At 56.9% G+C, this 26,872-nt stretch carries 26 protein-coding genes and 1 other annotated feature; of the genes, 11 read left to right on the plus strand and 15 right to left on the minus strand.

What is annotated here, in order from left to right; translation table 11 throughout:
• Positions 1-29: 29 nt before the first annotated feature.
• From htpG to ACR809_RS19270, 6 genes are all read right to left on the minus strand, one after another.
• Complete coding sequence (gene htpG / locus ACR809_RS19245; protein ID WP_002892181.1) at positions 30-1,904, minus strand: molecular chaperone HtpG; 1,875 nt, start codon at positions 1,902-1,904, stop codon at positions 30-32.
• A gap of 111 nt (positions 1,905-2,015) precedes the next feature.
• Positions 2,016-2,621 (minus strand): recombination mediator RecR, encoded by a 606-nt coding sequence (recR, locus tag ACR809_RS19250; RefSeq protein ID WP_004178772.1) that lies wholly within the window; start codon positions 2,619-2,621, stop codon positions 2,016-2,018.
• Entirely contained in the window at positions 2,621-2,953 is a 333-nt protein-coding gene (locus ACR809_RS19255; protein WP_002892173.1) for a YbaB/EbfC family nucleoid-associated protein, read from the minus strand. Before ACR809_RS19255 ends, recR begins: the two co-directional genes overlap by 1 nt.
• Positions 2,954-3,010: 57 nt before the next feature.
• On the minus strand, positions 3,011-4,918 hold the full coding sequence (gene dnaX, locus ACR809_RS19260) for a DNA polymerase III subunit gamma/tau (RefSeq protein WP_122051507.1): 1,908 nt from the start codon (positions 4,916-4,918) through the stop codon (positions 3,011-3,013).
• Positions 3,614-3,678 (minus strand) — a sequence feature (DnaX frameshifting element). It overlaps the preceding gene by 65 nt.
• A gap of 92 nt (positions 4,919-5,010) precedes the next feature.
• Entirely contained in the window at positions 5,011-5,562 is a 552-nt protein-coding gene (gene apt / locus ACR809_RS19265) for an adenine phosphoribosyltransferase (protein WP_002892145.1), read from the minus strand.
• Between the two features lie 150 nt (positions 5,563-5,712).
• Positions 5,713-6,090 carry a DUF454 family protein gene (locus ACR809_RS19270; RefSeq protein WP_002892144.1) on the minus strand — a complete coding sequence of 126 codons (378 nt, stop codon included), beginning with the start codon at positions 6,088-6,090 and terminating at the stop codon, positions 5,713-5,715.
• 69 nt (positions 6,091-6,159) lie between these two features.
• Here ACR809_RS19270 and priC point away from each other — a divergent pair, with 69 nt between their 5' ends.
• The 3 genes from priC to ACR809_RS19285 all read left to right on the plus strand — a co-directional run bounded on the left by priC (position 6,160) and on the right by ACR809_RS19285 (position 7,840).
• A complete protein-coding gene (priC, locus tag ACR809_RS19275; RefSeq protein WP_122051508.1) occupies positions 6,160-6,687 on the plus strand; it encodes a primosomal replication protein N'' in 528 nt (175 codons plus the stop codon).
• A 12-nt stretch (positions 6,688-6,699) separates the two neighbouring features.
• Positions 6,700-6,873 (plus strand): pleiotropic regulatory protein RsmS, encoded by a 174-nt coding sequence (gene rsmS, locus ACR809_RS19280; RefSeq protein WP_002892136.1) that lies wholly within the window; start codon positions 6,700-6,702, stop codon positions 6,871-6,873.
• A 67-nt stretch (positions 6,874-6,940) separates the two neighbouring features.
• On the plus strand, positions 6,941-7,840 hold the full coding sequence (locus ACR809_RS19285) for an Rpn family recombination-promoting nuclease/putative transposase (protein WP_122051509.1): 900 nt from the start codon (positions 6,941-6,943) through the stop codon (positions 7,838-7,840).
• A 35-nt stretch (positions 7,841-7,875) separates the two neighbouring features.
• On the opposite strand, the gene mscK is transcribed toward ACR809_RS19285, so the two are convergent.
• Together mscK and acrR are read right to left on the minus strand one after the other, a co-directional pair.
• Positions 7,876-11,223, minus strand: a complete 3,348-nt coding sequence (gene mscK / locus ACR809_RS19290) for a mechanosensitive channel MscK (RefSeq protein WP_122051510.1) — start codon at positions 11,221-11,223, stop codon at positions 7,876-7,878.
• Between the two features lie 129 nt (positions 11,224-11,352).
• On the minus strand, positions 11,353-12,003 hold the full coding sequence (gene acrR / locus ACR809_RS19295; protein WP_002892080.1) for a multidrug efflux transporter transcriptional repressor AcrR: 651 nt from the start codon (positions 12,001-12,003) through the stop codon (positions 11,353-11,355).
• Positions 12,004-12,145: 142 nt separating this feature from the next.
• Between acrR and acrA the strand changes: the two genes are divergently transcribed.
• The 5 genes from acrA to maa all read left to right on the plus strand — a co-directional run bounded on the left by acrA (position 12,146) and on the right by maa (position 18,338).
• Positions 12,146-13,339 (plus strand): multidrug efflux RND transporter periplasmic adaptor subunit AcrA, encoded by a 1,194-nt coding sequence (acrA, locus tag ACR809_RS19300; protein WP_004177236.1) that lies wholly within the window; start codon positions 12,146-12,148, stop codon positions 13,337-13,339.
• A gap of 22 nt (positions 13,340-13,361) precedes the next feature.
• Positions 13,362-16,508, plus strand: a complete 3,147-nt coding sequence (gene acrB / locus ACR809_RS19305) for a multidrug efflux RND transporter permease subunit AcrB (RefSeq protein ID WP_002892069.1) — start codon at positions 13,362-13,364, stop codon at positions 16,506-16,508.
• Between the two features lie 485 nt (positions 16,509-16,993).
• Positions 16,994-17,368: an Hha toxicity modulator TomB gene (gene tomB / locus ACR809_RS19310; protein WP_002892066.1), complete on the plus strand. Its 375-nt coding sequence runs from the start codon at positions 16,994-16,996 to the stop codon at positions 17,366-17,368.
• A 26-nt stretch (positions 17,369-17,394) separates the two neighbouring features.
• Complete coding sequence (locus ACR809_RS19315) at positions 17,395-17,613, plus strand: HHA domain-containing protein (RefSeq protein WP_002892050.1); 219 nt, start codon at positions 17,395-17,397, stop codon at positions 17,611-17,613.
• Between the two features lie 158 nt (positions 17,614-17,771).
• Positions 17,772-18,338 (plus strand): maltose O-acetyltransferase, encoded by a 567-nt coding sequence (gene maa / locus ACR809_RS19320; RefSeq protein WP_002892030.1) that lies wholly within the window; start codon positions 17,772-17,774, stop codon positions 18,336-18,338.
• Here maa and ACR809_RS19325 read toward each other — a convergent pair.
• Positions 18,310-18,450, minus strand: a complete 141-nt coding sequence (locus tag ACR809_RS19325; RefSeq protein WP_004147370.1) for a hypothetical protein — start codon at positions 18,448-18,450, stop codon at positions 18,310-18,312. The two genes, maa and ACR809_RS19325, sit on opposite strands and share 29 nt — an antisense overlap.
• Positions 18,451-18,470: 20 nt before the next feature.
• On the opposite strand from ACR809_RS19325, the gene ACR809_RS19330 reads away from it, so the two are divergent.
• Positions 18,471-18,941 (plus strand): YlaC family protein, encoded by a 471-nt coding sequence (locus ACR809_RS19330; RefSeq protein WP_002892026.1) that lies wholly within the window; start codon positions 18,471-18,473, stop codon positions 18,939-18,941.
• On the opposite strand, the gene pdxR is transcribed toward ACR809_RS19330, so the two are convergent.
• Positions 18,916-20,367, minus strand: a complete 1,452-nt coding sequence (gene pdxR / locus ACR809_RS19335) for a MocR-like pyridoxine biosynthesis transcription factor PdxR (RefSeq protein WP_002892023.1) — start codon at positions 20,365-20,367, stop codon at positions 18,916-18,918. The genes ACR809_RS19330 and pdxR overlap by 26 nt on opposite strands.
• A 100-nt stretch (positions 20,368-20,467) precedes the next feature.
• Between pdxR and ACR809_RS19340 the strand changes: the two genes are divergently transcribed.
• Positions 20,468-21,166 carry a GNAT family N-acetyltransferase gene (locus ACR809_RS19340; protein ID WP_002892021.1) on the plus strand — a complete coding sequence of 233 codons (699 nt, stop codon included), beginning with the start codon at positions 20,468-20,470 and terminating at the stop codon, positions 21,164-21,166.
• On the opposite strand, the gene ykgO is transcribed toward ACR809_RS19340, so the two are convergent.
• The 3 genes from ykgO to ACR809_RS19355 all read right to left on the minus strand — a co-directional run bounded on the left by ykgO (position 21,163) and on the right by ACR809_RS19355 (position 22,752).
• Entirely contained in the window at positions 21,163-21,303 is a 141-nt protein-coding gene (ykgO, locus tag ACR809_RS19345; protein ID WP_002892018.1) for a type B 50S ribosomal protein L36, read from the minus strand. The two genes, ACR809_RS19340 and ykgO, sit on opposite strands and share 4 nt — an antisense overlap.
• A complete protein-coding gene (locus tag ACR809_RS19350) occupies positions 21,303-21,566 on the minus strand; it encodes a type B 50S ribosomal protein L31 (RefSeq protein WP_002892011.1) in 264 nt (87 codons plus the stop codon). Before ACR809_RS19350 ends, ykgO begins: the two co-directional genes overlap by 1 nt.
• 115 nt (positions 21,567-21,681) lie before the next feature.
• On the minus strand, positions 21,682-22,752 hold the full coding sequence (locus tag ACR809_RS19355) for a LacI family DNA-binding transcriptional regulator (protein WP_122051511.1): 1,071 nt from the start codon (positions 22,750-22,752) through the stop codon (positions 21,682-21,684).
• A 270-nt stretch (positions 22,753-23,022) separates the two neighbouring features.
• Between ACR809_RS19355 and ACR809_RS19360 the strand changes: the two genes are divergently transcribed.
• Positions 23,023-24,294: a maltoporin gene (locus ACR809_RS19360; protein ID WP_004177240.1), complete on the plus strand. Its 1,272-nt coding sequence runs from the start codon at positions 23,023-23,025 to the stop codon at positions 24,292-24,294.
• Positions 24,295-24,430: 136 nt separating this feature from the next.
• On the opposite strand, the gene ACR809_RS19365 is transcribed toward ACR809_RS19360, so the two are convergent.
• Both ACR809_RS19365 and ACR809_RS19370 read right to left on the minus strand, forming a co-directional pair.
• Positions 24,431-24,745 (minus strand): glucose PTS transporter subunit EIIB, encoded by a 315-nt coding sequence (locus ACR809_RS19365; RefSeq protein ID WP_002892003.1) that lies wholly within the window; start codon positions 24,743-24,745, stop codon positions 24,431-24,433.
• Between the two features lie 64 nt (positions 24,746-24,809).
• Positions 24,810-26,867, minus strand: coding sequence for a beta-galactosidase (locus ACR809_RS19370; RefSeq protein ID WP_122051512.1), 2,058 nt, complete (start codon positions 26,865-26,867; stop codon positions 24,810-24,812).
• Positions 26,868-26,872: the final 5 nt, after the last annotated feature.

The following is a 26,872-nucleotide window of genomic DNA, read 5'->3' on the forward strand; positions in this document are numbered from 1 at the left end:
CTCGGCCGGGCTACTCGTTCAGGTTCGCGTCAGGAAGCCAGCAGCTGGTTCATACGGCGGATAAACTGGTTCGGATCTTCCAGCGTGCCGCGCTCGGCCAGCAGCGCCTGATCCAGCAGCAGTTCCACCCATTCGCCGAACTGGGCGTCGTCCTGGGTATCGGCCGCGCGTTTCACCAGCTGATGCGCCGGGTTCAGTTCGAAGATGTATTTCACTTCCGGCGCCGCCTGGCCCGCTGCCGCGAACAGCTTCGCCATCTGAGTGCTCATCTCGTCGGCGTCGGTGGTGACGATCGCCGGGGTGTCGGTCAGACGATGGGTCAGACGCACCTCTTTCACCCGGTCGCCAAGCAGGTTTTTCACCCGCTCAACGAACGGCTCCAGCGCTTTTTCGGCTTCTTTGGTGGACTCGTCCACTTCATCCGCCAGCTTGTCCAGCGACTCGTCGGCTTTAGCGACAGACTGGAACGCTTTGCCGTCGAACTCGGTCAGGTAGCTCATCATCCACTCGTCGATGCGATCGGAGAGCAGCAGAACTTCAATCCCTTTCTTACGCAGCAGCTCGAGGTGCGGGCTGCTCTTCGCCGCCGCATAGCTGTCGGCAGTGATGTAGTAGATCTTCTCCTGGCCTTCTTTCATCCGCGAGACATACTCTTCCAGCGACACGGTCTGCGCGGAGGAGTCGGTATGGGTGGTTGCGAAACGCAGCAGTTTGGCGATCGCTTCCTGGTTGCTCGGATCTTCCGCCGGGCCCTCTTTCAGCACCAGGCCGAACTGTTTCCAGAAGGTTTGGTATTTTTCAGCGTCGTCTTTCGCCAGCTTATCCAGCATCTGCAGCGCGCGTTTGGTCAGCGCGGTGCGCAGGTTGCGGGTCACGCTGCTGTCCTGCAGGATTTCACGGGAGACGTTCAGCGGCAGATCGTTGGAATCGATCAGGCCGCGCACGAAGCGCAGGTAGTTCGGCATAAATTGCTCGGCGTCGTCCATGATGAACACACGCTGGACGTACAGCTTCAGGCCGTGTTTATGATCGCGGTTCCACATATCCCACGGCGCCTGCGACGGGATATACAGCAGGCTGGTGTACTCCTGCTTACCTTCCACGCGGTTGTGGCTCCAGGTCAGCGGGTCGCTGTAGTCGTGAGCGATATGCTTATAAAACTCTTTGTATTCGTCGTCGTTAACTTCGGATTTGCTGCGGGTCCACAGGGCCTGCGCCTTGTTGATTTTTTCCCACGAAACCACGGTTTCGCCGTCTTTCTCTTCCCGTTTTTCAATCTCAACCGGCAGCGCGATATGGTCGGAATACTTGCTGATGATAGAGCGCACGCGCCAGTCGTTGAGGAAATCATCTTCGCCTTCGCGCAGATGCAGGGTGATTTCGGTGCCGCGATCGGCTTTGGTGATATCAGCTACGGTATATTCGCCTTCGCCGGCGGACTCCCAGAACACGCCGTTTTCCGGCTTGTCGCCCGCCGCACGGGTACGCACGGTCACTTTGTCCGCCACGATGAAGGCCGAATAGAAGCCGACGCCGAACTGACCGATCAGCTGGCTATCCTTCGCCTGGTCAGAACCCATCGATTCGAGGAACGCTTTGGTGCCGGATTTGGCGATGGTGCCGAGATGGTCGATAACTTCTTCCCGGTTCATACCGATACCGTTATCGGCGATGGTCAGGGTGCGGTTGTCTTTATCAAACGAAACCCGCACGCGCAGCTCGCCGTCTCCCTCATACAAATCCGGCTGCGACAGCGCGCGGAAACGCAGCTTATCGGCCGCATCAGAGGCGTTGGAAATCAGCTCACGCAGAAAGATTTCTTTGTTGGAATAGAGGGAATGGATCATCAGGTGCAGAAGCTGTTTTACTTCTGACTGAAAACCACGAGTTTCTTGTCCTTTCATCTGATTCAACCTCAACAATGCCATTTTAAATGGGTAAAAAACCGTTGAGTGGGAGATGGGGACAGCGGGGAAATTTTTCAAGCGGAGGCGGCGAAGGCCGCCTCCATTTGTTCACAAAGTAATCTTGTGGCGACCGGCCAGGGAGTGGGACAGCGTGGTGCCGTCGACCATCTCCAGCTCGCCGCCCACCGGCACGCCGTGGGCGATTCGGCTGGCGTCGACGCCATACTGCGCGCACAGCTCCGCGATGTAGTTGGCCGTCGCCTCGCCCTCAACGGTCGGGTTGGTGGCGAGGATCACCTCGGTGATCGACTCCGCCTCCAGCCGTTGCTCCAGGCGATCGAGCCCGATGTCATCAGGCCCGATGCCGTCGAGCGGCGACAGGTGCCCCATCAGCACGAAGTAGCGGCCGGAATACTGCCCGGTCTGCTCAATGGCATAGATGTCCGCCGGACTCTCTACCACACAGATCTGGCCATTTTCCTGGCGACGCGGGTTGCTGCAGATATTGCACACCTCCTGCTCGGTGAAGGTGCGGCAATCGGCGCAGTGGCCGATCTCCGACATCGCACGCGTCAGCGCCTGCGCCAGGCGCATCCCGCCGCTGCGATCGCGCTGCAGCAGGGTAAACGCCATGCGCTGCGCTGACTTCGGGCCGACGCCCGGCAGACAGCGCAGCGCTTCCATAAGCTGAGTTAACAGCGGGCTGGTTTGCATCAGAACGGCATCTTGAAGCCTGGCGGCAGTTGCATACCGGCAGAAACGGAAGCCATCTTCTCTTTCTGGGTCTCTTCGATACGGCGCGCGGCGTCGTTGAACGCGGCAGCCACCAGATCTTCGAGCATCTCTTTGTCGTCTTCCAGCAGGCTTGGGTCGATCTCCACACGGCGGCAGTTGTGCGCGCCGTTAATGGTCACTTTCACCAGACCCGCGCCGGATTCGCCGGTTACTTCCAGCTGAGCGATCTCTTCCTGCATCTTCTGCATTTTCTCTTGCATCTGCTGGGCCTGCTTCATCAGGTTACCCAGGCCGCCTTTTCCACCAAACATAGGCTTCTCTCTCAGTCAGTCATCGTTAAAGGTACTGAATGCCAGTCAGACTGGCATTCAAATGGGGCGAATACTCTCTTCATCCAGATCGGCGTCGAAGAAACGACGCAGGGTCTGAATGTTATTATCCGCGATAATGGCTTCGCGCGCCTGCGCGAGCTTCTCTTCATAAATAGCCTGCCGCCACTCCAGCGGCGTACGCATCGCGGGATTATCGTCTTCCACGATGGTCAATTCAACCGGCGTACCGTACAACACCCCCAGCGCTTCAGCCAGCTTTTGCTGCGCGCTGGCGGAATTGAGGTGGCGCTGGCTGGGACGCAGATGCAGACAGACGCGGCTGCCCTCCTGCTCTTTCCACGCGTTGAGCGCCACCTGCTCGACCAGCTTCGGTACCGCCAGCTGGCTCACTTCCCCCGCCCAGCTGTCGCGCTCGACCGCTTCTTCGGCGAGCTTGGCCGCCAGCTCCGGCGTCTTCTCATGCTCCAGCGCCTTTTTCAGCGCTTTGGGCGTGGCGACTTCGACTTTGCTCTCTTCCACCACCGTCGTCGCCTTCCAGCGATAGGCCTCTTTCTTCGCCGGGGCCTGCTCCAGCGCGGCCGCGGCCGGACGAGCCTGGACGCGCTCGGTAATCGAACTCAGTCGCTCCAGCGCAGCGTTATTCACCGGCCGCGCGCGGGAAGCGGCTGCCGGTTCACTCTTTTTTGGGGTGGTTGCTCCCTGACTGCGCTGCAGGTGGCTGCGGGCCGCCAGCACCTGGCTGGTGGTCGGCGGCAAACTCTGCGGCGACTGTGGCGGCGGCGCGGCGGGGGCAACCGGCTGACGCGGCGCGGGCGCGGCGGCCTGTGCCGGCTGCACCTCCGGCTCCGGCAGCGGCTTACGCGGATGAAACGCCAGGGCACGCAGCAGCGTCATTTCGACGCCCATCCGCCGCTCCGGGGCGTAAGGCAGCTCTTTGCGGCCAATCAGCAGCGTTTGGTAGTAGAGCTGAACGTCGCCGGGCGGTACGGTTCGCGCCAGTTCGCGCATCCGCACTTCGACCGCGGCCATGTCGGCGCCCAGCGCCGAAGGCGACAGCTGAACCATGGCGATGCGGTGCAGCAGGCTCTGCATCTCGACCAGCAGCGCCTCCCACTCGACGCCGCGTGCGGCGGCGTCATTGACGCCCGCCATGACCCGCTCGCCGTCGGCAGCAACCAGCGCTTCAATCAGCGACAGCGCCTGATCGTCATCAAGGGTGCCGAGCATGGTGCTCACCGATGCGGCCGTCAGCTGCCCTTCCCCACTGGCAATCGCCTGATCGGTCAGGCTTAAGGCATCGCGCAGGCTGCCATCGGCCGCCCGCGACAACAGCTGCAGCGCGCGGGGCTCAAAGGCAATCTGCTCTTCGCCAAGAATATGCTCCAGCTGATGGCGGATCTGTTCAACGTCCAGCGCCTTCAGGTGGAACTGCAGGCAGCGGGATAAGATCGTTACCGGCAGCTTCTGCGGATCCGTCGTCGCCAGCAGGAATTTGACGTGCGCCGGCGGCTCCTCCAGCGTTTTTAACAACGCGTTGAAGCTGTGACGCGACAGCATATGGACTTCGTCGATGAGATAGACCTTAAAGCGGCCGCGGGCCGGCGCGTACTGGACGTTGTCCAGCAGATCGCGGGTATCTTCGACTTTGGTTCGCGAGGCGGCGTCAATCTCAATCAGATCGACAAAGCGCCCCTGTTCAATTTCCCGGCAGTTATCGCACACGCCGCAGGGGGTGGCGGTGATGCCGGTTTCACAGTTTAACCCTTTCGCCAGCAGACGGGCGATGGAGGTCTTCCCGACCCCGCGGGTACCGGAAAAAAGATAAGCGTGATGAATGCGCCCTAACGACAAGCCGTTCGCCAGTGCGGTCAGCACATGTTCCTGGCCGACGACGTCAGCAAAGGTTTGTGGGCGCCATTTACGGGCTAAGACCTGATAACTCATGGGCTGGCTCTGAAACGCTGGAAGGTGAAATCACGAAGGGGTCATGCTATCACAGCCCCGCCCGATCGGCGAGGCTATGTGGAGGGATTTGCTTAGTGGCCCGGGAACGGCACCAGACTGTAGCAGTGGATCCCCAGCTTCTCCAGGCGCTGTTCGCCGCCCAGATCGAAGAGATTGATAATGAAAGCGGCATCGTGCACTTCGCCACCGAGGCGGCGGATCAGTTTGACCGTGGCGTCGATAGTGCCGCCGGTCGCCAGCAGATCGTCAACCACCAGCACTTTATCGCCCGGTTTAATGGCGTCAACGTGGATCTCCAGCTGATCGGTGCCATACTCCAGCTCATAGGTCTCGGCGATGGTTTCACGCGGCAACTTACGCGGCTTGCGTACCGGAACAAAGCCCACGCCCAGCGCCAGCGCGACCGGTGCGCCGAACAGGAAGCCACGCGCCTCAGTCCCTACCACTTTGGTAATACCCGCGTCTTTGTAGCGCTCGGTCAGCAGTTCAATGCTAAGCGCGTAGGCTTTCGGATCTTCCAGTAAGCTGGTGACATCGCGGAAAAGAATGCCAGGTTTTGGATAATCCTCGATACTCTGGATGCTGTTCTTCAGATATTCAAGCTGCTGTGCAGTTGCGGTCATAAGTGTATGCCTGATTGAAACGGTGTTACCCACGGGCATGCAAAATGGGTCAAAGAAACATTTGTTTAACCTTTGACCTGGCTTACCCGCGCTCGAAAACGCCAGAATTTACTGGCTGTCGGCAACAATTGCAACAGGCATTATTGCGCATCAGTGCTTTTGTTGCTTTGCGTCAACCACCGGAATGCGCCACATAAAGATCAGCAGACAGGCCAGAATGACCAACAGCATGATGCGCACCCACGTAAGCTTAACCAGCCATAGCGAAATAGCAAAAGTCACCACGATCATCGCAATGGCGCGCGGTTTAGCGCCGCGAGGCATGGCGCGGTACTGTTGCCAGTGGCGAAGATAGCCGCCAAACCAGGAGCGATACAGCAGCCACTGGTGAAAGCGCGGCGATGAGCGGGCAAAGCACCAGGCGGCGAGCAGAATAAACGGCGTCGTCGGCAGCAACGGTAAGAAGACGCCCAGCGTACCCAGCGCTACCGCCAGCCAGCCGATAATGGTTAAAATAACAGGTGGCATAATGCGAATCGTTATCAAACAGATGAGGCTACTGTAGCACAGTTGGCTGACGGAAAATGGAGGGGGTTGGTGAAAACTGCTCAACTTTTACAAACGCTGAACGACCAGCTGAGTGAGCTGGCCGCGCTGGTGGCGCCGCTGGCGGAGCACGCGACCCTCAGCCCGCGCTTTGACCGCCAGCTCTTTCATACCCGCAGCACGCTGATGCAGGCCTATCTGGCGGAAGCCCGGCAAAACTTTTCCCAACTGAGCCAGGCCGTCGAGCGCCAGCAGCTGCCGCAGGTGGTCTGGATTGCCGAGCGTCTGGCGGCGCAAATCGCCGCGCTGCGCCGTGAAACCGCCACCTGGTCCTTGCGCAGTTGGGACCACGCGTCGCCAACGTTGAGCCGCTGGCAGCGCCGTCGCCTGCAGCATCAGGAGTATGAGCGCCGCCTGGTGGCGATGCGCGACCAACGCCAGCGTCAGCTGGCGCAGGCGACCAGCCTTGACGAGCAGCAGCGGCTGGGGAAAGAAGTTGAAGCCTACAGCGGCCGGTTGGCGCGCTGCCGACAGGCGCTGGACAAGATTGAAAACGTACTGGCGCGGCTGACGCGCTAACAGGAGAGCCCGATGTCGCTGGAAAATGCATCCGATGAGGTCAAACTGGCCGTCGATTTAATCATGTTGCTGGAATCGCATCAGATCCCGGCGCAAACCGTGCTGAGCGCGCTGGAAATTGTCCGGCGGGATTATGCAAACAAGTTAAAAAACGCGGAAAGCGGGTCGCAAAACCCAGAGAAGTAGGATGTTGTCTCCGGCAGTGTGCTGGCAGTCTGGTCCTCTGCGCATGACGCCACTGGAGACAATATTGATGGAAAAAGTCAGTCAAACCCCACACGACGCGGTGTTTCGCCAGATGCTCATGCATCAGGCGGTCGCGAAGGATTTTTTGCAGTTGTACCTCCCCGCGCCGTTTCTGGCGATCTGCGAACTGGATTCGCTGCAGCTGGTCTCCGGTAGCTTTGTTGAAGAGGACCTGCGCGCCAGCTATTCCGATATCCTTTACTCACTGCGCACGCGTCATGGACCGGGCTATGTGTACGCGCTGATTGAGCACCAGAGTACCCCGGACAAGCTGATGGCGTTTCGCCTGCTGCGCTATGCGCTGGCCGCCACGCAGCGTCATCTGGACGCCGGCCACGACACGCTGCCGCTGGTGGCGCCGATTCTGTTTTATCACGGCAAAGTGAGCCCCTGGCCCTGGGCCCGCAACTGGCAACAGCTATTCGCCGATCCGGCGCTGGCGAAGGCGCTCTATAGCAATGATTTTCCGCTGGTGGACCTCACCGTAATGCCAGATAATCAGATCGCCCGTCATCGGCGGATGGCCATGCTGGAGCTGCTGCAAAAGCATATCCGCCATCGCGATCTGGCCGAGCTGCAGGTGCCGCTGATTGCGCTGATGACGCAAGGCTATCTGACAGAAGCGCAGCTGAATACGCTGCTGCGCTATATGTTGCAGGCGGGAACTACGGAACATCCGGGGGCGCTGATCCGCACGCTGGCGGCGCAGTCGCCCAGGCATAAGGAGCTGATGATGACCATTGCCGAATGGCTGGAAGAGAAAGGCCGTAAACAGGGACAGCAAGAGGGTGAGCAGGAAGCTACCCGCAGCATCGCCGCCAGAATGCTGGCGCGCGGCCTCGAACGTCAAACCGTGCAGGAGCTCACCGGGCTGAGCGATGAAGAACTCGCCGCGCTGGCGCCCTGATACAGCAGGGGCGGCTTTGCGCCGCCCCTCTTCGATCAGGACGCGGTGGTGGGCGCCAGATCGTCGCCTTTCCCGTCCCGTTTCACTTCGGTGACTTCATCGCCTTTTTCATTGCGCAGATGAACTTCCAGCTGGTTAAAGGCAATGTTGATGTCATTCTCCCGGCACAGGCGGTCGATGGCGCGGTTGAGCTCATCCACCGTGTAGCTGCGATCGCGCAGTTCTCGAACATACAGACGCAGTTCATGATCCAGGGTACTGGCCCCGAAGGTGGTGAAGAAAACCGCTGGCGCCGGCTCCTGCATCACTTTCGGATGATCGTGCGCGGCCTTCAGCAGCACCTCTTTCACCTTATCCAGGTCTGAGCCATAGGCGACGCCGAGGCGGATCACCACCCGGGTCACGGTGTCGGAGAGCGACCAGTTGATCAAGCGCTCGGTAACGAACGCCTTGTTCGGGATAATCACCTCTTTGCGATCGAAATCGGTGATGGTGGTGGCGCGAATACGGATTTTGCTTACCGTCCCCGAGAAGGTTCCGATAGTGACCGTATCCCCAATGCGCACCGGACGTTCGAACAGAATGATTAGGCCGGAGACAAAGTTACCGAAGATCTCCTGCAGACCAAAACCTAAACCAACCGACAGCGCGGCCGCCAGCCATTGCAGTTTATCCCAGGAGACACCCAGCGCCCCGAATACCGTCATCGCCCCGATAGCGATAATCGCATAGTTGAGAATGGTGGTGATGGCGTAGGAGGTCCCCTGACGCATGTTGAGCCGCGACAGCACCAGCACCTCCAGCAAACCCGGCAGGTTGCGGATCAGCGCCCAGGCGACCATTGACGCCACAATGGCGAACAACAAACTGCCCATCGTCACGCTGCGCACCACGCTGGCCCCCGCCTCGGTGCCGTTGTAGTGCCAGAGGGTAATGCTGTCGAGGTAGGCGAAAACGGTGATCAAATCAGACCAAATCGCCCAGAACATCACCGCGAACAGCGCGACCATCACCAACATGGTGATGCGCAGCGTCTGCTGGTTGACCTGCTCAAGAGCGATAGTTGGCTCTTCCTGCGGCTCGGCGCCTTCCGCCCCTTCCTTCACCAGATGTTGACGGCGCGCCAGCGCGCGGCGCCAGGCGATACGCCGCGCCGCCACGCTCAGGCCGCGCAGCACGGTCTGGTACAGCAGGTTCCAGATCATCACCAGATACACGGTCTCGATCCAGCGTCCCGCCAGACGCAGCGTCGTGTAGAAGTAGCCGGTTGCCGTCAGCACCATCAGGGCCACCGGAACGATAGACAACACCGTGATCGTCAGCAGGCGCAGGCTGTGCGACTCTTTATCGCGCCAGCTTTCCCGGCACATCGGCCAAACCAGCACCGCGATCAGCAGTAAGTTGAAGAAAATCACCAACTGCCCCAGCACGTCGTCCATCAGGTTCAGCGGCGACAGTTCGGAAATCACCGACCAGAAATTCAGCGGCAGCAGCGCTAGGCTGACGCGAACAATCTGCCGCCGCCAGTGGCTGGTCAACTGCGCCGGCATATTAAAGTGGTTGACCGCGACGCCGTTCTTTTCCAGCACTTTCCAGCACAGGCCAAACACCAGCCATAACATAGCCAGCTTTTTACTGTACGCCCACAGCAGTCCGCTAATATTTAACTGCATGGTGAGTAAGATCAGACCGATAGCCAGAATCAACAGCACCACCGGTAAGGCGCGGATCAGATCGATCAGGATCGCCTTCGGCGTATGCAGTTGGGTATCGTTGCGCAGCTGTCCCACCTGGGAAGCAAGCTTTGCCTGATAATCCTTGAGCCACTGCAGACGCCAGCGGATGAGGCCGGCAATCAACAGCAGCGGTAAACCGGCCAGGAAAGCGACAAACACCGCAGGCCACGCTTTTTCCCAGTTCACGGTGATTTTCATCGCCTTAAACTGACCTTTCAGCGCTTCCGGGAAGGCCTTAATCCACTCCCAGTCCATCGGTTTATTGCTGTTCACCCAGAAAATTTGCTGGGTCAGAATTTCCTTCAGACTGCTCGAGACGCTCATCAACTGCTGCTGGTTGATCTGCAGGTTGATGGCCATCATCAGCTGGTTGCCCAACTGTTTGTTGAACTGATCAAGCAGTTCGCGACGCATGTCGATCACTTCCAGTAGCGCGGCGTGGACTTCATCGTTCACTTCGCTGCTGTGCCCCTCCTCCAGTTTGGCGACAAAGGCATCGCTCTGGAACAGCGCGTCGCGCTGCTGGTTCACCTCAAACTGTTCAAGCCGCAGGTCGGCGATGCGGTTGGTCATATCCTGCAGCTCATCCGCCGACGGTAATGTCTGTTGCTGTTGGTAAAGAATACGCGACAGCAGCAGGCTCCCCCGCAGAACTGAAATTTGCTCTTTAATATCCCGTTCAGACTGCAGCGCGCGGTCGAGCCAGTTTTTGACCTGGATATTGCGCTGCACCAGCTGGTTACCGTTCTCTGTTGCCTGGATCAGCTTCTCGCTGAGCTGATGGTTAATATCCAGCTCCTGCTTGACCAGCGGGTTGGCCTGAATACGCGCCGTTTCGTCGGGGGTAACCGCCTCCTGGGCGGTTTTCTCGGTCAGGGTCAGCCGTTTGCTGTTCACGGCCTCCTGCAGCAGCTGTAGCTGATGCTCCAGCCGGTTGCTCCAGGCGGTGACGTAGTCACGCTGCTTCTGCAGGGTATCCTGCAGGATAGTGTTGCCTTCGAGGCTCTTGCGCTGTTGCTCGATCTGCGCGTTGAGCAATGCCTGTTGAGCCTGCAACAGCACCTGCTGGGTCGGGCGTAGGGTCTCGTCGCCCACCGAGGTGCCATTCAGACGATTGCGGATCTGCTGCAGCTGCTGGGAGGCGTTGAACATCGCATTTTGCACGCGTTCCGGCTGCGTTTGCAGGGAAACCAGTTGGCTGTTATAGGTCGCCAGATCGTTTTGCGCATTCTGCAGATCGTCCAGCGTCTGGGTGACGCGCGACTCCAGCTGACGCAGGGAGAGCGTACTTAGCGTTTTGCGCGTCGCGTCGTCGTTCGGGACATCGCTCAGGTTATTGAGGCTCTCCACCGCCTGGCGCAGCTTCGCCGGCGCCTGCTCGACCTGCTGTCGCAGCTGTGCCGTCTCGCTTTTGATACGCTCGATTTTATCCAGCGTTTCCAGCGTCTGAGTCAGATCCTGCTGGACCAGTTTGTCCTGCGGAGTCAGTTCTTTTTGCTTGTTTAACGTATTGAGCTGGCTCTGCACCTCTGCCCGATCGGGGAGATCCGCGGCGCGGCCCTGGACTGGGCTGAAAAGGCCAATAAAACAGAGCAGCGTGATAATAAAGATGAACGTGGCGCGTTGCCTGGAGATCGTGTGCAGCATAGTTAATATGAATGAATGCAAATGCCGGAGAATACCGGGGGTCGTCGCAAGCGCGCAGAATAGCACTTCTCAGCGCTGGCGAATAGCGGCGGACGGCGCTAAAAATTCACGCCCATCCGCGCGCTACCTTTAAGCTGACAAGCTCTCCGGGCCGCGTAGCGTCGGGCAGAATTGATACATCTCCAGCAGAATAGCGACGTAGTCCCGCGCTTCCGCATGCAGGTCGAACGAATCGGGGGCAAACAGCCAGTTTTCCATCAGCCCGGAAAGGTAGCTGCGCATTAACACGGCCGCCCGCCGGGTGAGTAAATTGGCGGGCAGCAGCTTCGCCGCGATGCATTCTTTCAAGGTCTGCTCGATACGCTCATAACTCGCCAGGGAGAGCTGCCGCTGGGCCTGCTGCACCACGGTCATTTCACCGACGAACTCACACTTATGATAGATAATCTCCATCATTAATCGTCGACGTTCTTCTGTCACTGTCGCTTCAAGAACATAGACTAGAATCTCCCTGATAACTGAGAGTGGATCGTTGGGGAATTTTGCCCGATACTCAATTTCGAGATCGCTAATACTGGCGTCTGACAGCTCCCAAATTTCGTTGAATAAATCTGATTTATTCTTGAAATGCCAGTAGATAGCCCCCCTCGTTACACCCGCAGCTTTTGCAATTGTTGCCAACGAGGTAGATGATACGCCTTGCTGCGAAAACAGACGCAGAGCAACATCCAGAATCAGTTGCCGGGTTTCACGTGCCTGTTGTTTGGTTTTTCGTGCCATAGGTTAATGACTTTACAGAGGTTACGTTTACATACATTTGTGAATGTATGTACCATAGCATGACCATAATAGAAAGACTGTAGTGGGTTTGTGGTTGTTTGAGCCACTGAACATTTTGAAATTGGACACTCGAGGTTTACATATGAACAAAAACAGAGGGTTAACGCCTCTGGCGGTCGTTCTGATGCTCTCAGGCAGCTTAGCGCTAACAGGATGTGACGATAAACCGGCTCAACAGGGAGCCCAGCACATGCCGGAAGTCGGTATTGTGACGCTCAAATCCGCACCTCTACAAATAACCACCGAACTGCCAGGCCGCACCAGCGCCTATCGCATTGCGGAAGTCCGTCCTCAGGTCAGTGGCATTATTTTAAAACGTAACTTCGTGGAAGGTAGCGATATCCAGGCCGGCGTCTCTCTGTATCAGATCGATCCAGCCACCTATCAGGCCAGCTATGACAGCGCCAAAGGCGACCTGGCAAAAGCCCAGGCGGCGGCAAACATGGATCAACTGACGGTCAAGCGTTATCAGAAACTGTTGGGCACCAAATATATTAGTCAACAAGACTACGATACCGCCGTTGCGACGGCGCAGCAGAGCAATGCGGCCGTGGTCGCGGCGAAAGCTGCCGTTGAAACCGCGCGCATCAATCTGGCCTACACCAAAGTCACCTCGCCGATCAGCGGCCGGATCGGTAAATCCGCCGTGACCGAAGGGGCGCTGGTACAGAATGGTCAAACGACCGCCCTGGCAACCGTACAGCAGCTGGATCCGATCTATGTTGACGTCACCCAGTCGAGCAATGATTTCCTGCGCCTGAAGCAGGAGCTAGCCGACGGCCGCCTGAAACAGGAAAACGGCAAAGCGAAAGTGGAGCTGGTGACTAATGACGGTCTTAAGTATCCGCAGTCCGGCACGCTGGAATTCTCGGATGTCACCGTCGATCAGACCACCGGCTCAATCACACTACGCGCTATTTTCCCGAACCCGGATCACACCCTGCTACCGGGGATGTTCGTCCGTGCCCGTCTGGAAGAAGGGATTAACCCTGACGCCCTGCTGGTACCGCAACAGGGTGTTACCCGTACGCCGCGCGGCGACGCCAGCGTCATGGTAGTGGGGGAAGGCGATAAAGTCGAAGTCCGCCAGGTCACTGCTTCTCAGGCGATCGGCGATAAATGGCTGGTCACTGACGGTCTGAAATCCGGCGATCGCGTTATCGTCACCGGCCTGCAAAAAATCAAACCAGGTGTGCAGGTAAAAGCGCAGGAAGTAGCTTCTGATGATAAACAGCAAGCCGCAGGCAACGCGCCATCAGAACAAACCAAGTCTTAACTTAAACAGGAGCCGTTAAGACATGCCTAATTTCTTTATCGATCGCCCCATATTTGCATGGGTGATCGCCATTATCATCATGCTGGCTGGGGGATTATCGATCCTCAAATTGCCGGTGGCGCAATATCCGACGATTGCGCCGCCAGCAATTTCCATTACCGCCATGTACCCCGGTGCTGACGCCGAAACGGTGCAGAACACCGTAACTCAGGTTATCGAACAGAATATGAACGGTATCGATCACCTGATGTACATGTCCTCAAATGGCGACTCCACCGGTACGGCAACCATTACGCTGACCTTCGAATCCGGTACCGATCCGGATATCGCCCAGGTTCAGGTTCAGAACAAGCTGGCGCTGGCGACGCCTCTGCTGCCGCAAGAAGTCCAGCAGCAAGGGATTAGCGTTGAGAAAGCGTCCAGCAGCTTCCTGATGGTTGTCGGCGTCATTAATACCAACGGCACCATGAACCAGGACGATATTTCGGACTACGTGGCGGCCAACATGAAGGATCCGATTAGCCGTACCAGCGGCGTCGGCGACGTTCAGCTATTCGGTTCCCAGTATGCGATGCGTATCTGGATGGATCCAAACAAACTGAACAACTTCCAGCTTACGCCGGTGGATGTGATCAGCGCCCTGAAAGCGCAGAACGCCCAGGTGGCCGCGGGCCAGTTAGGCGGTACGCCGCCGGTGAAAGGCCAGCAGCTTAACGCCTCGATCATCGCGCAGACGCGTCTGACCAATACGGAAGAGTTTGGCAACATCCTGCTGAAGGTGAACCAGGACGGTTCCCAGGTTCGTCTGCGTGATGTCGCCAAAATTGAGCTGGGCGGCGAAAGCTATGACGTAGTGGCGAAGTTTAACGGCCAGCCGGCATCCGGTCTGGGTATTAAACTGGCTACCGGCGCGAACGCGCTGGATACCGCCAACGCTATTCGCGCTGAACTGGCGAAGATGGAGCCGTTTTTCCCGTCGGGGATGAAGATCGTTTACCCGTATGACACCACCCCGTTCGTGAAAATTTCTATTCACGAAGTGGTTAAAACGCTGGTGGAAGCGATCATCCTGGTGTTCCTGGTCATGTATCTGTTCCTGCAGAACTTCCGCGCCACCCTGATCCCCACCATCGCGGTACCGGTGGTCCTGTTAGGCACCTTCGCGGTGCTGGCGGCGTTTGGCTTCTCGATAAACACCCTGACGATGTTCGGGATGGTGCTCGCCATCGGCCTGTTGGTGGATGACGCCATCGTGGTGGTAGAGAACGTCGAGCGCGTGATGGCGGAAGAGGGTCTGCCGCCGAAAGAAGCGACGCGTAAATCGATGGGACAGATTCAGGGCGCGCTGGTAGGTATCGCTATGGTGCTGTCGGCGGTATTTATCCCGATGGCGTTCTTCGGCGGCTCAACCGGGGCCATCTATCGCCAGTTCTCCATCACTATCGTTTCCGCGATGGCGCTGTCGGTACTGGTGGCGTTAATCCTGACGCCGGCGCTGTGCGCCACGATGCTGAAACCCATTCAGAAAGGCAGCCATGGCGCGACCACCGGCTTCTTCGGCTGGTTTAACCGCATGTTTGATAAGAGCACGCACCATTACACCGACAGCGTAGGTAACATTCTGCGCAGCACCGGTCGTTATCTGGTGCTGTATCTGATCATCGTGGTGGGTATGGCATGGCTGTTCGTCCGTCTGCCGAGCTCGTTCCTGCCGGACGAGGACCAGGGTGTATTCCTGAGTATGGCGCAGCTGCCTGCCGGCGCCACCCAGGAGCGTACGCAGAAAGTGCTGGATGAGATGACGAATTACTATCTCACCAAAGAGAAGGACAACGTGGAATCCGTGTTTGCGGTTAACGGCTTCGGTTTCGCCGGCCGCGGCCAGAACACCGGTATCGCGTTCGTTTCGCTGAAAGACTGGAGCCAGCGTCCGGGTGAGGAAAACAAAGTTGAAGCGATCACCGCGAGAGCAATGGGCTACTTCTCGCAGATTAAAGATGCGATGGTCTTCGCCTTTAACCTGCCGGCTATCGTTGAACTGGGTACCGCGACCGGCTTTGACTTCGAGCTGATTGACCAGGGCGGTCTGGGCCACGAAAAACTGACCCAGGCGCGTAACCAACTGTTTGGCATGGTGGCGCAGCATCCTGACGTGCTGACCGGCGTGCGCCCTAACGGTCTGGAAGATACACCGCAGTTTAAAATCGATATCGATCAGGAGAAAGCTCAGGCGCTGGGCGTCTCCATCAGCGACATTAACACCACGCTGGGCGCAGCCTGGGGCGGAAGCTATGTCAACGACTTTATCGACCGCGGCCGCGTGAAGAAAGTGTACATCATGTCCGAAGCGAAATACCGTATGCTGCCGGAAGATATCGGCAAGTGGTATGTTCGCGGCAGCGATGGTCAGATGGTGCCGTTCTCTGCTTTCTCGACCTCGCGTTGGGAATACGGTTCGCCGCGTCTGGAACGCTACAACGGTCTGCCGTCACTGGAAATCCTCGGTCAGGCCGCGCCAGGCAAGAGTACCGGTGAGGCGATGGCGCTGATGGAAGAGCTGGCGGGTAAACTGCCTTCCGGTATCGGCTACGACTGGACCGGGATGTCTTATCAGGAGCGACTGTCCGGCAACCAGGCCCCTGCCCTGTATGCCATCTCGCTGATTGTCGTCTTCCTGTGTCTGGCGGCGCTGTATGAGAGCTGGTCGATTCCGTTCTCGGTTATGCTGGTCGTCCCCTTGGGTGTGGTCGGTGCGCTGTTAGCCGCCACCTTCCGCGGGCTAACCAACGACGTTTACTTCCAGGTGGGTCTGCTGACCACCATCGGCCTGTCGGCGAAGAACGCAATATTGATCGTTGAATTCGCCAAAGACCTGATGGAGAAAGAGGGCAAAGGGCTGATTGAGGCGACGCTTGAAGCAGTACGTATGCGTCTACGTCCAATCCTGATGACATCTCTGGCGTTCATCCTCGGGGTAATGCCGCTAGTTATCAGCTCCGGCGCCGGCTCCGGTGCGCAGAACGCCGTCGGTACAGGCGTAATGGGCGGGATGGTGACCGCGACGATCCTGGCGATCTTCTTCGTGCCGGTGTTCTTTGTGGTGGTTCGTCGCCGCTTTAGCAAAAAATCAGAAGATATAGAGCACAGCCATCAGGTTGAGCATCATTAATCTTCACTCCTGAACAAAGGGCCGCTACCGCGGCCCTTTTTTATCACTGGCTGGCAAGGCACATATTGCCATTGTTTATTTTTCGTTCTGCATTTAATATATATTGATATGGCGCAGGCTATTTTTAGCAGCTTGTTCAACAACTCGGGATCGGCAAACACTCATTTACCAGGAATAATCTTACTATCATTATCCACGGGTCGGCGGTTTCTGAACGCGACAGCTGCCTGCCTTAAACCAATGATTCATAAGATTTCTCTATTTCTCCGGCTGTGGGCCAGCGCCTGCGAAATTAATTCGTCTATTTTTAAGATAATTTCTCTCTGATAATTGTAATTTTTCGTAATAGCACGATGAAATCTGTTGGAGAGTGGATTATAGTTAAATCAGCAGGATTACTCAGTTAGTGTCAGGTCAGTTAGTCGTGTTCATCCCACAACGGTGTTTGCTAGTCGTCGTTTAAACCACTCAAAAGGGGATGCGTTATGGACGAATACTCGCCAAAAAGACATGATATTGCACAGCTACGCTTTCTCTGCGAAACGCTGTATCATGACTGCCTTGCAAACCTGGAAGAGAGCAACCATGGCTGGGTCAACGACCCGACGTCGGCTGTCAATCTCCAGTTAAATGAATTGATCGAGCACATTGCCACATTCGCTCTTAATTATAAAATTAAGTATGCAGAGGATAATAAGCTGATCGCTCAGGTTGACGAATATCTGGACGACACTTTTACGTTGTTCAGTAACTACGGCATTAACTCTACGGATTTGCAAAAGTGGAAAAAATCCGGTAACCGACTATTTCGTTGCTTTGTCAACGCCAGCCGGGAAAACCCGGCCAGTCTATCGTGTTAGAATTATTACAATCAAAAGGTGGAATTATGTCTGATAAGCCATTAACTAAAACAGACTATTTGATGCGCTTACGTCGTTGCCAGACAATTGACACGCTGGAGCGCGTCATTGAAAAAAATAAATATGAACTGTCTGATAATGAGCTGGCGGTATTTTACTCAGCTGCCGACCATCGTCTGGCGGAACTGACCATGAATAAGCTATACGATAAAATCCCGACCTCTGTCTGGAAATTTATCCGCTAATTTACGCGTACTACGTGGTCTGCTGGCCGGACGGTACGGGTCAGCCGCCATAGGGTATCTTTGTGATAGACATCACATCATTCAGCCAACAGCAACCCTGTAACCGGTTTCTTTTTTATACTGCTACGGCCATCAACAGTCAGGTATAAGGAAGACCCATGAGTGAAGAAAAACGCAAAATGATCGCCGGTGAGCTCTATTTATCTGGCGACCCAACGCTTCGCGCCGATCGCCTGCGCGCCAGACAGTTGTTGCACCGTTATAATCATTCCGCCCCGGATGACCAGGAACAACGTCAGCATATTCTGGCCGAGCTGTTCGCTCGCGCCGGCGATGCGTATATCGAGCCAAGCTTTCGCTGCGACTATGGTTATAATATTTTTCTCGGCGCCGGTTTTTACGCCAATTTTGACTGCGTGATGCTCGACGTCTGCCCTATCCATATTGGCGATAACTGTATGCTGGCGCCAGGCGTCCATATTTATACCGCCACTCATCCGCTGGACGCCGATGCGCGTAATAGCGGCCAGGAATACGGCAAGCCGGTAACTATTGGCCACAATGTGTGGATTGGGGGTCGGGCAGTGATCAATCCCGGCGTGACCATTGGCGATAATGCGGTCATTGCGTCCGGCGCGGTGGTCACCAAAGACGTACCTGCCTGTACCGTCGTCGGCGGTAACCCGGCGCAGATCATTAAGCGCCTTCCGCCGACAAATCCGTAACTGTTATGCTTTTCTGTAACTGATCTGTTACTTTCTCCGCAGAATATTGCAACATAAAATAGCCTTCAGGCTGAGCCTGCCGCGCCTGGTCCGCCGGGCGCGGCAGGCTCATTGCAGAATTCGAGGACCAAGATGACAGAAATACAACGCCTGCTGATTCACACCATTGACGAACTCAACGTCCAGGAAAAACGCGATAATCGCCCGCGTTTTAGCATCAGTTTTATCCGCAATCATCCGGGACTGTTCGTTGCCATGTATGCCGCGTTTCTGGCGACGCTGGTGGTCATGCTGCGCTCTGAAACGCTGGTAGACTCGGTCTGGTTGCTGGTGGTGCTGTTCATTCTGTTCAACGCCTTTTTCTTCTTTGACGTCTATCCACGCTATCGCTACGAGGATATCGATGTCCTCGACTTTCGAGTGTGCTACAACGGGGAATGGTACAACACCCGCTTTGTCCCCCGGCAGCTGATCGACCGTATCCTGCAGTCGCCAGACGTCGATAGCGAGCAGAAGGCGCAGCTCAAAAAGATGGTCGCCACCAAAGGCGAGCTTTCCTTCTACGATGTCTTTACCCTCACGCGCGCCGGTGCTGCGCAATAAGGCGATTTAGGGTCCGCAGCGCCGGGAGATAGCGAGAAGCAGAGGTATTGCCATACCCAAGCACCAGTCCGCTCCGCGCTCGCTGCGGGTCGAGATAGAAATGACTTAACGCGGCGGGCGCCAGCTGAAACTGGCGCGCCTGCTGCGCAAGCGTCCGGTCATTAACGCCCTCCATCGCCACCGTCAGGTGCATCCCCCCTCCCCCGCCGAGAACGTCGCACGGCACGGTTATCTCTTGCGCCAGCGCCTCGCGCAGCTGTTGCTGACGTTTACGGTACAGGCGGCGCATCGCCGCCAGATGGCGCGCATAGTGTCCCTTCTCGATAAAGCTGGCCAGCGCCCGCTGTTCAGCACGGTGTCCCCCGCGCAGCAGCGCGCCAATGGCGTCCTGAGCAGCATCCGCCAGCGCGGGCGGCATAACCATAAAACCGATACGCAACGCCGGAAACAGCGTTTTGCTGAAGGTGCCGAGATAGACCACCGGGGCATCAGGCACCATTCCCAGCATCGCCGGGATCGGTTCTCCGCTATGGCGAAACTCGCTGTCGTAGTCATCCTCCACAATCCACGCCCCGTGCCGGCGGGCATATTCCACGAGCGCCAGACGGCGCCCGGCGCTCATGATGCTCCCACAGGGATACTGGTGTGAAGGAGAGGTGAAAATGAGCCGGGGCGGCTCCGCGACGCCGTTGGCAATACACATCCCTTCATCGTCGACAGCCATTCCTCTGACCCGCAGTCCCGCCCGCTGAAAGCCACTCCTCGCCCCCAGGTACCCCGGTTCTTCCAGCCACACGCTGTCGCCCGGGTTGGTCAGTAGCGAGGCGCATAAGTTGACGCCTTCCAGCGCGCCTTCGGTGATGACGATCTGCCGGATATCGCACCGGATGCCCCGGGAGAGCGCCAGATGACGAGCGATAGCCTCTCGCAGCAAAGGATCGCCCGCGGCTTCGCCATAACCCAGCAGCGCGCTACCATCTTCGCGTAGCACGTTATCCATCAGTCGCCGCCACAGCGGCAGCGGGAAATAGTTTACCGCCGGCATGCCTGGCGTAAATGCCAGCGTCGGTGAGTCGCGGCGCATCGCGGCTGGCAGCCTTTGCAGCCGCTCAGGCAGCACGACGGGCGGCATCTGACCCGCCTCCTGGCGGCAGGAGGCGAGTGGTGCCACCTGCGTTCCCTGACGGCTCCGTGTCAGGTACCCCTCCAGCGCCAGCTGTTCCAGTGCGGCATTGACCGTATTCCGCGACAGGTGTAGCCGTTCGGCCATCACCCGCGATCCAGGTAAACGGCAGCGGGCCGTCAGGGTTCCCTGCAGGATAGCGTCACGCAAGGTGTGGTAAAGGGCGCGCTGTAAGGTTTCGACCGTGCGGTTCCGCATCCCCTGCGTCAACAGCGTAAAAAACCCCTCGTCCGGTATATTCATATTGCCTCCTCGTGGCCCCATAAAAACATACTCTAATGGCACTTTTTATGGAACCAGCGAGCGCGTACGCTGCCTGTAAATCCCCAATAAGGAAACCGCAATGTGCGAATATAATCAGTTTGGCCAGGCGCTCGGCGTCGCGCTGCCTGACTGGCAGCCGCGCCCCTGGCCGACACGACAGGTATTACAGGGCAGCCGTTGTCGACTCGAACCGCTGACTCTTGCTCATGCCAGCGATCTGTTCGCCGCTCACCAGCTGGCGCCAGACGCCCGCAGCTGGACGTGGCTGCTGCGTGAACCTGAGAGCAACCTTGCAGAATTCAGTGCCTGGGTGGAGCAGGTCGCCACGCTGGCAGACCCGATTCATTTTGCCGTCGTTGACCAGCAGCGAGGGAAAGCGGTCGGCTCGCTGGCGTTAATGCGTATCGATATCGCTCACGGTGTGGTAGAGGTGGGGCATGTGCATTTTTCACCGTTACTGAGCCGAACGGCCATGGCCACCGAAGCGCACTGGCTGTTGATGCAGTATGTCTTTGATACGCTCGGCTACCGTCGCTATGAATGGAAATGCAACAGTCTTAATATCCCATCAGCCCGGGCGGCAAGGCGGCTGGGGTTTCAGTACGAAGGACGTTTTCGCCAGGCGCTGGTGAGTAAAGGACACAACCGGGACACGGACTGGTTTTCGGTGATAGACGGCGAATGGCCGGAGCTGGATAACGCCATGCGCCAATGGCTGGCCGCCGACAATTTTACCGCCGACGGCCAACAGCGCCGCTCGCTGGAGAGTTTCCGTTAACGGCGTTTTTTGCGCCCCTGTACCGCTTTGAAGCGGGGGTTGCTCTTACAGATAACGTACAGCCGCCCTTTGCGTTTAACCAGCTGGCAATCCGGGTGGCGCTGTTTAGCGCTACGTAATGAGTTGACGACCTGCATCATGCTTTCCTTTTCGCATCAATAAAGCCGCCGAAGCGCTGGCGGAATCGGGCTGCACTGCCTTCATTGGCGAAGGTTTTTTGTTTGCCCGTGTAGTACGGATGCGATTTCGAGGAGACGTCGATCGTCACATACGGAAAAGTTTCGCCATCGAGTTCAATCACGCGATCGGTGCGGATAGTTGAGCCGACTTTAAAATACTCATTCGCGCTGGTGTCGTGAAACACCACCGTACGATAGGGAGGATGGATATGGGCTTTCATGCTGACCTCTTCATTATGTTATAACATAACATTAAGGGTACGCCGTGCTGTGACAAAGATCAACCCTGCTAAATTTAAGAGTAAGGTGATAAGGCGAGTTTCCCCGCCTTTGGCGTCAGGGTGCCAGACGGTGGGCGATGGCGCGGAGCTGTTCTGCAATGGCCTGCAGATCTTTTCCCTGCTCGATTCGGGCGCCGCTGGAATGGCGTATCACCAGGCGCGCCGGCAGAATGGATGAGGTATGAGGCACCCCGCTGGTGCTGGCGAGGATCCGCCGCACCGCCTCTTTCCCCTGCAGGTCGAGGTCGAGCGACACGGTACTCAGCGCCGGATAGAAAAAGGAGCTTTCGTAGGTATCGTCATAGCCAATAACCGACTTCTCACCCGGCACCGCCACCTGATGCTGATGGAAGGCGCTGAGCACCCCCAGCGCCATCTGATCATTACCCACCAGCACAGCGCTGAAATTAGGCGTTTCGCGCAGCATCTGCAGCGCGCCGGCGTAGCCGCTCTGCGCATCCCAGTTGCCGTGCAGGACGGTCACCGGCTTCAGACCGTAACCATCCAGGGTCTCCAGCCAGCTTTTTAACCGGAGTTTGGCCGAGACTGAGCTGTCCGGCCCCGCCAGCAGGGCGATCTCCCGATGCCCCATCTCATAGAGATATTTGACGCTGGCCCGGGTGCCGTCCGCTGGGTTAAACGAAACGTTAAACACGGAGCTGTAGGGATCAACGTCGAGAAACAGGCAGACGATATCATCGTTGTCAGCAGCGATTTTCTGCGCCTGTTCGGTCTCCAGCGGCACGTTGATAATGACTTTATCCACCCGCTGAGATTTCAGCTCATTGATGGAATCCTGGATGCTTTGGTTGACGCTCTCATCGATCATCGAAATCAGAACCTGGTAACCTTCCAGATTGGCATAGCGTTTTACCGCCGCCGCCACCTGGGAAGGCGCATGCCAGGCCAGAGAAATAGTCACCAGCCCGACCGTCTGGCTCTCCTTCCCCACCAGCTGCTGCGCCAGCCGGTTTGGCACATAGCGTAAGGCCTCTATCGATTTCTCCACCTTGCGACGCGTCGCTTCGGATACATTAGCTGATTTGTTGAGTACCCTGGACACGGTCTGGTAAGAGACGCCCGCATGGCGTGCGACGTCTTCCAGAGTAGCGCTTTTAGACTTCATGGTCCGGTTCCTTATGTTGTTATCCCATGATTGTAACAGGGGCCATTTGAAAAAACGCTCACCACCACCTCTCACTGCAAAACAATAGCGATAAAAGTATTACGTTCACAATACAACGAATTGTGAATCATCTCACCCATCGCAACAAAAACCACCGTAATTATTTGCAGTTAGTCACACAATAATCATATCTCATTTGCCTGAAGTTACATTTAGGCATTTTATGACACCAGTTATGTGAACGTAATACAAAACAATAAGAGGATAGAGATGAACACTACACTGCGCGCCCTTTCAGTCGCGTTAGCCGCTGCGCTAATCGCTCCTTCCGCGTTTGCGGCCACCGCCGCGATCCCAACGATCGATTTCCATGGCTATATGCGCGCCGGGGTTGGGGTCTCCGGCGACGGTAGCGAAGCGGAATGGCAAAAAAATAAGCTGGGCCGTTTGGGGAACGAGTCGGATACCTATGGCGAGCTGGAGCTGGGCTCTGAGGTCTATAAGAAAGATGACGTCAGCTTCTATCTCGACAGTATGGTCAGCATGGTCTCCGACGGCTCTAACGATAATGAAACCACGCTGAACGATGATGCACAGTTCGGCTTACGTCAGTTGAACCTGCAGATAAAGGGGCTGATCCCTGGCGATCCGAATGCGGTGATCTGGGGCGGTAAACGTTACTACCAGCGCCATGATCTGCATATCATCGATACCAAATACTGGAACATTTCCGGCTCCGGAGCCGGGGTGGAAAACTACACCCTCGGTCCAGGCGCCGTCTCGCTGGCCTGGATCCGCGGCGATGCCAACGATGTTGACTATCGCGTCGATGGCGACAGCAACGTCAATATCAACTATATCGATTTACGCTACGCGGGCTGGAAGCCATGGGCGGGCTCGTGGACCGAATTCGGTATCGACTACGCGATGCCAAACACCACCAAAAAACAGGATAGCTACGGCGGACTGTACGATGCTGACAACGGCGTCATGCTGACCGGTGAAATCAGTCAGGATATGCTGGGCGGCTATAACAAAACCGTGCTGCAGTACGCCAACAAAGGCCTGGCGCAGAACATGGTCTCCCAGGGCGGCGGCTGGTACGATATGTGGAACTACGTGAACGACGCCACCGGTTATCGCGTGATTAACACCGGCCTGATCCCGATTACTGAGAAGTTTTCTATCAACCACGTTCTGACCTGGGGCTCGGCGGATGACATTACCGACTATACCGACAAAACGCGGATGCTGTCGCTGGTCGCCCGCGGGCAGTACCAGTTCACCGACTACGTGCGCCTGATTGGCGAAGTCGGCGGTTTCTATCAGAAAGACAGCTACAACAATGGCACCAGCTACAAACAGGCCGGTGAGAAATACACCATTGCGTTGGGCCTGGCGGACGGGCCAGACTTTATGTCACGTCCGGAATTACGCATTTTTGCTTCATATTTGAATGATTCCGAAGATGGTAAACCGTTTGAAGACCAGACGGCGAATAATACCTGGAATTTCGGCGTGCAGGTTGAGGCCTGGTGGTAATCGCGCACGGCTAAGACTCATACGTTATTTTTATCTCCTGCTGTAAGACTGTTAATTATCTTCCGGTAAACTTTATTGCCACTGCTGTCTTTGTCTTATTTTCGGGATAACCTGTTTTCAGGTTATCCCGTTTTATTTATTTCCGGGCGGCAAAATGTTCATCCAGAAGCTGACGCAGCGCATCGGACTGCTTACCGAAAATAGCATGCACCTGCTGACCAAGAATAATAACCCCCAGCGCGCCCTGCTGCTGTAATGCTTCGGAGTCCACGGCCGCAAGATGGCGAACGCTAACCCGCAGACGGGTAATACAGGCGTCCACTTGCGTAATATTCGCTTCGCCACCAAAGGCCTGAATCAGCGCCTCGATTTGCTGTTTTTCCGCCTCGCTTAATGGCTGTGCCGGACGCGCTGGGGAGAAATAGTGCAGGAAGGATTTTAAACTCACCATAATAAACTCCAGGTTTAAGATAAAAAAAAGCCTGCTCGTCAGAGCAGGCGTGGAGAAGAAGAAATTACGCGTGACGACGGAGAATACGGCAATCCCATGCCGACAGGGTCAGTGGAGCCGATACCGCCGCGTCGGTCAGGCAATCCCAATACCCTTGCGGCAGGGTAAGGGTATGGTTTTGCGCGCTGTAGTTCTGCAGGAAGATAAATGCGTTGTCACCGTCGGTGCGCGCAGTCGCCACCACGCCGGGTGGTAACTCCGTCGCTATCGCCCGCGGCAGGGCCAGCTCCTTGCTCAGGGCGGTAAAGAAATCGCGCTGGAAGGCTAAATCGTTGCGGGAGGCCACATGCCAGGCTTTGCCTTTCCCGAACGCGTTCACCGTCACAGCCGGCCGTCCGGCATAAAAATCATCCCGGTAGGTGGCCAGCGCCTGGGCGCTCTCGATATGGATCAGTTCGCAGAGATGGCGCACCTGATAAGGGCCCTGCAGACCGCACTGATTCCCGGCAAGCCCCTGCACCAGATTAAACTCGCCGTCATTCAGGCAGTCGATCTCTTCCGCCCAGATACCCAGCAGATTGCGCAGCGGGCCCGGGAAGCCGCCGAGATAGCAGAGATCGGACTCATTGACGATACCGGTCCAGTAGGTGGTCACCAGGTGGCCGCCATTGGCGACAAACGCCTCCGCCCGACCGGCAAAGCCGTCGCGCACCATATATAACATCGGGGCAATCACTAACTGATACGGCGTTAAATCGACATCGGCGTCAATCACATCGACGGCGATGCCTTGCTCCCAGAACGGGCGGTAGTGCTCGTTGACCGTCTTCTCATATTCCATCCCAAGATTGCGCGGCCCCTGGGCGTCATCCAGCGCCCAGCGGTTCTGCTGGTCGAAGATAATCGCTACTTTCGCCTCGGTGCGACAGCCCCTCACCTCCGGCAGCTTGCTGAGGATCTCGCCGAGCTGGCAGACTTCGCGGCCAATGCGGGTATCAATATGTCCGACGTGGTCGACCACTGCGCCGTGAAATTTCTCAACCGAACCGCGGCTTTTCCGCCACTGGAAATACTGCACCGAGTCGGCGCCATGCGCCACCGCCTGCAGCGAGGAAAGAATATGCATTCCCGGCTTCTTCAGTTTGCTGGTCGGCTGCCAGTTGGTGGCGCCCGGGGTGGACTCCATCAGCACAAACGGTTTGCCGCCCTTCAGGCTGCGCATCATGTCGTGATACATCGCGGTGTAACAGGCCAGCGCGGTTTCGTCTTTATCGCGGTGCCACATCGGATAGCTGTCCCAGGAGATGAAATCCAGCGCCTCCGCCAGCTGCCAGTAGTCGTAATCGTAGAAATACTCCATAAAGTTGGTAGTCACCGGCAGGGAGGCATTCGCCGCCTTCAGCGGAGCAATTTCATGGCGGCAGAAATCGGTCACCTGAGCGGTGTTAAAGCGATGCCAGTCAAGATTAAGACCGTGGATCGACATCTCGCCCTGCGGCGCAGGCGGTTCAATCTGCGACCAGTCGGTATAGGTATGACTCCAGAAGGTGCTCCACCAGGCCTGGTTGAGGTTCTCCAGGGTCTGGTAACGCGCCTTCAGCCAGTCGCGAAAACGGTTCTGGCAGAGATCGCAATGGCATTCACCGCCATATTCGTTGGAAATATGCCAGCCCAGCACCGCCGGGTGTGAGGAATAACGTTCTGCCAGCAGGGTATTGATTTGCAGGGTTTTCTCGCGATAGACCGGTGACGACATACAGTGGTTGTGACGGCCGCCGTGCAGGGCCGGCACCCGATCGCGCCCCACCCGCAGAACCTGCGGATAGCGCTGCGACATCCACGCCGGACGCGCGCCGCTCGGCGTGGCCAGAAAGACATGAATGCCGGCGGCATACAGTTTATCGAGGATAATATCCAGCCAGGCGAAATTAAATACCCCTTCGCGTGGCTCCAGTTTCGCCCAGCTAAATATTCCCACCGACATCACATTGCATTTTGCCTGCTGCATCATGGCAATGTCTTTATCAATAATATCGGGGTCATTCTCCCATTGCTCCGGATTATAATCCGCGCCATGCAGCAGCGTACTAACCTTCGGATGTAAAGGTGCAAATTTATTCATAATAA

The sequence above is a fragment of the Klebsiella sp. CD33 genome, from assembly GCF_051992865.1.
Classification (GTDB): Bacteria; Pseudomonadota; Gammaproteobacteria; order Enterobacterales; family Enterobacteriaceae; genus Klebsiella; species Klebsiella pneumoniae.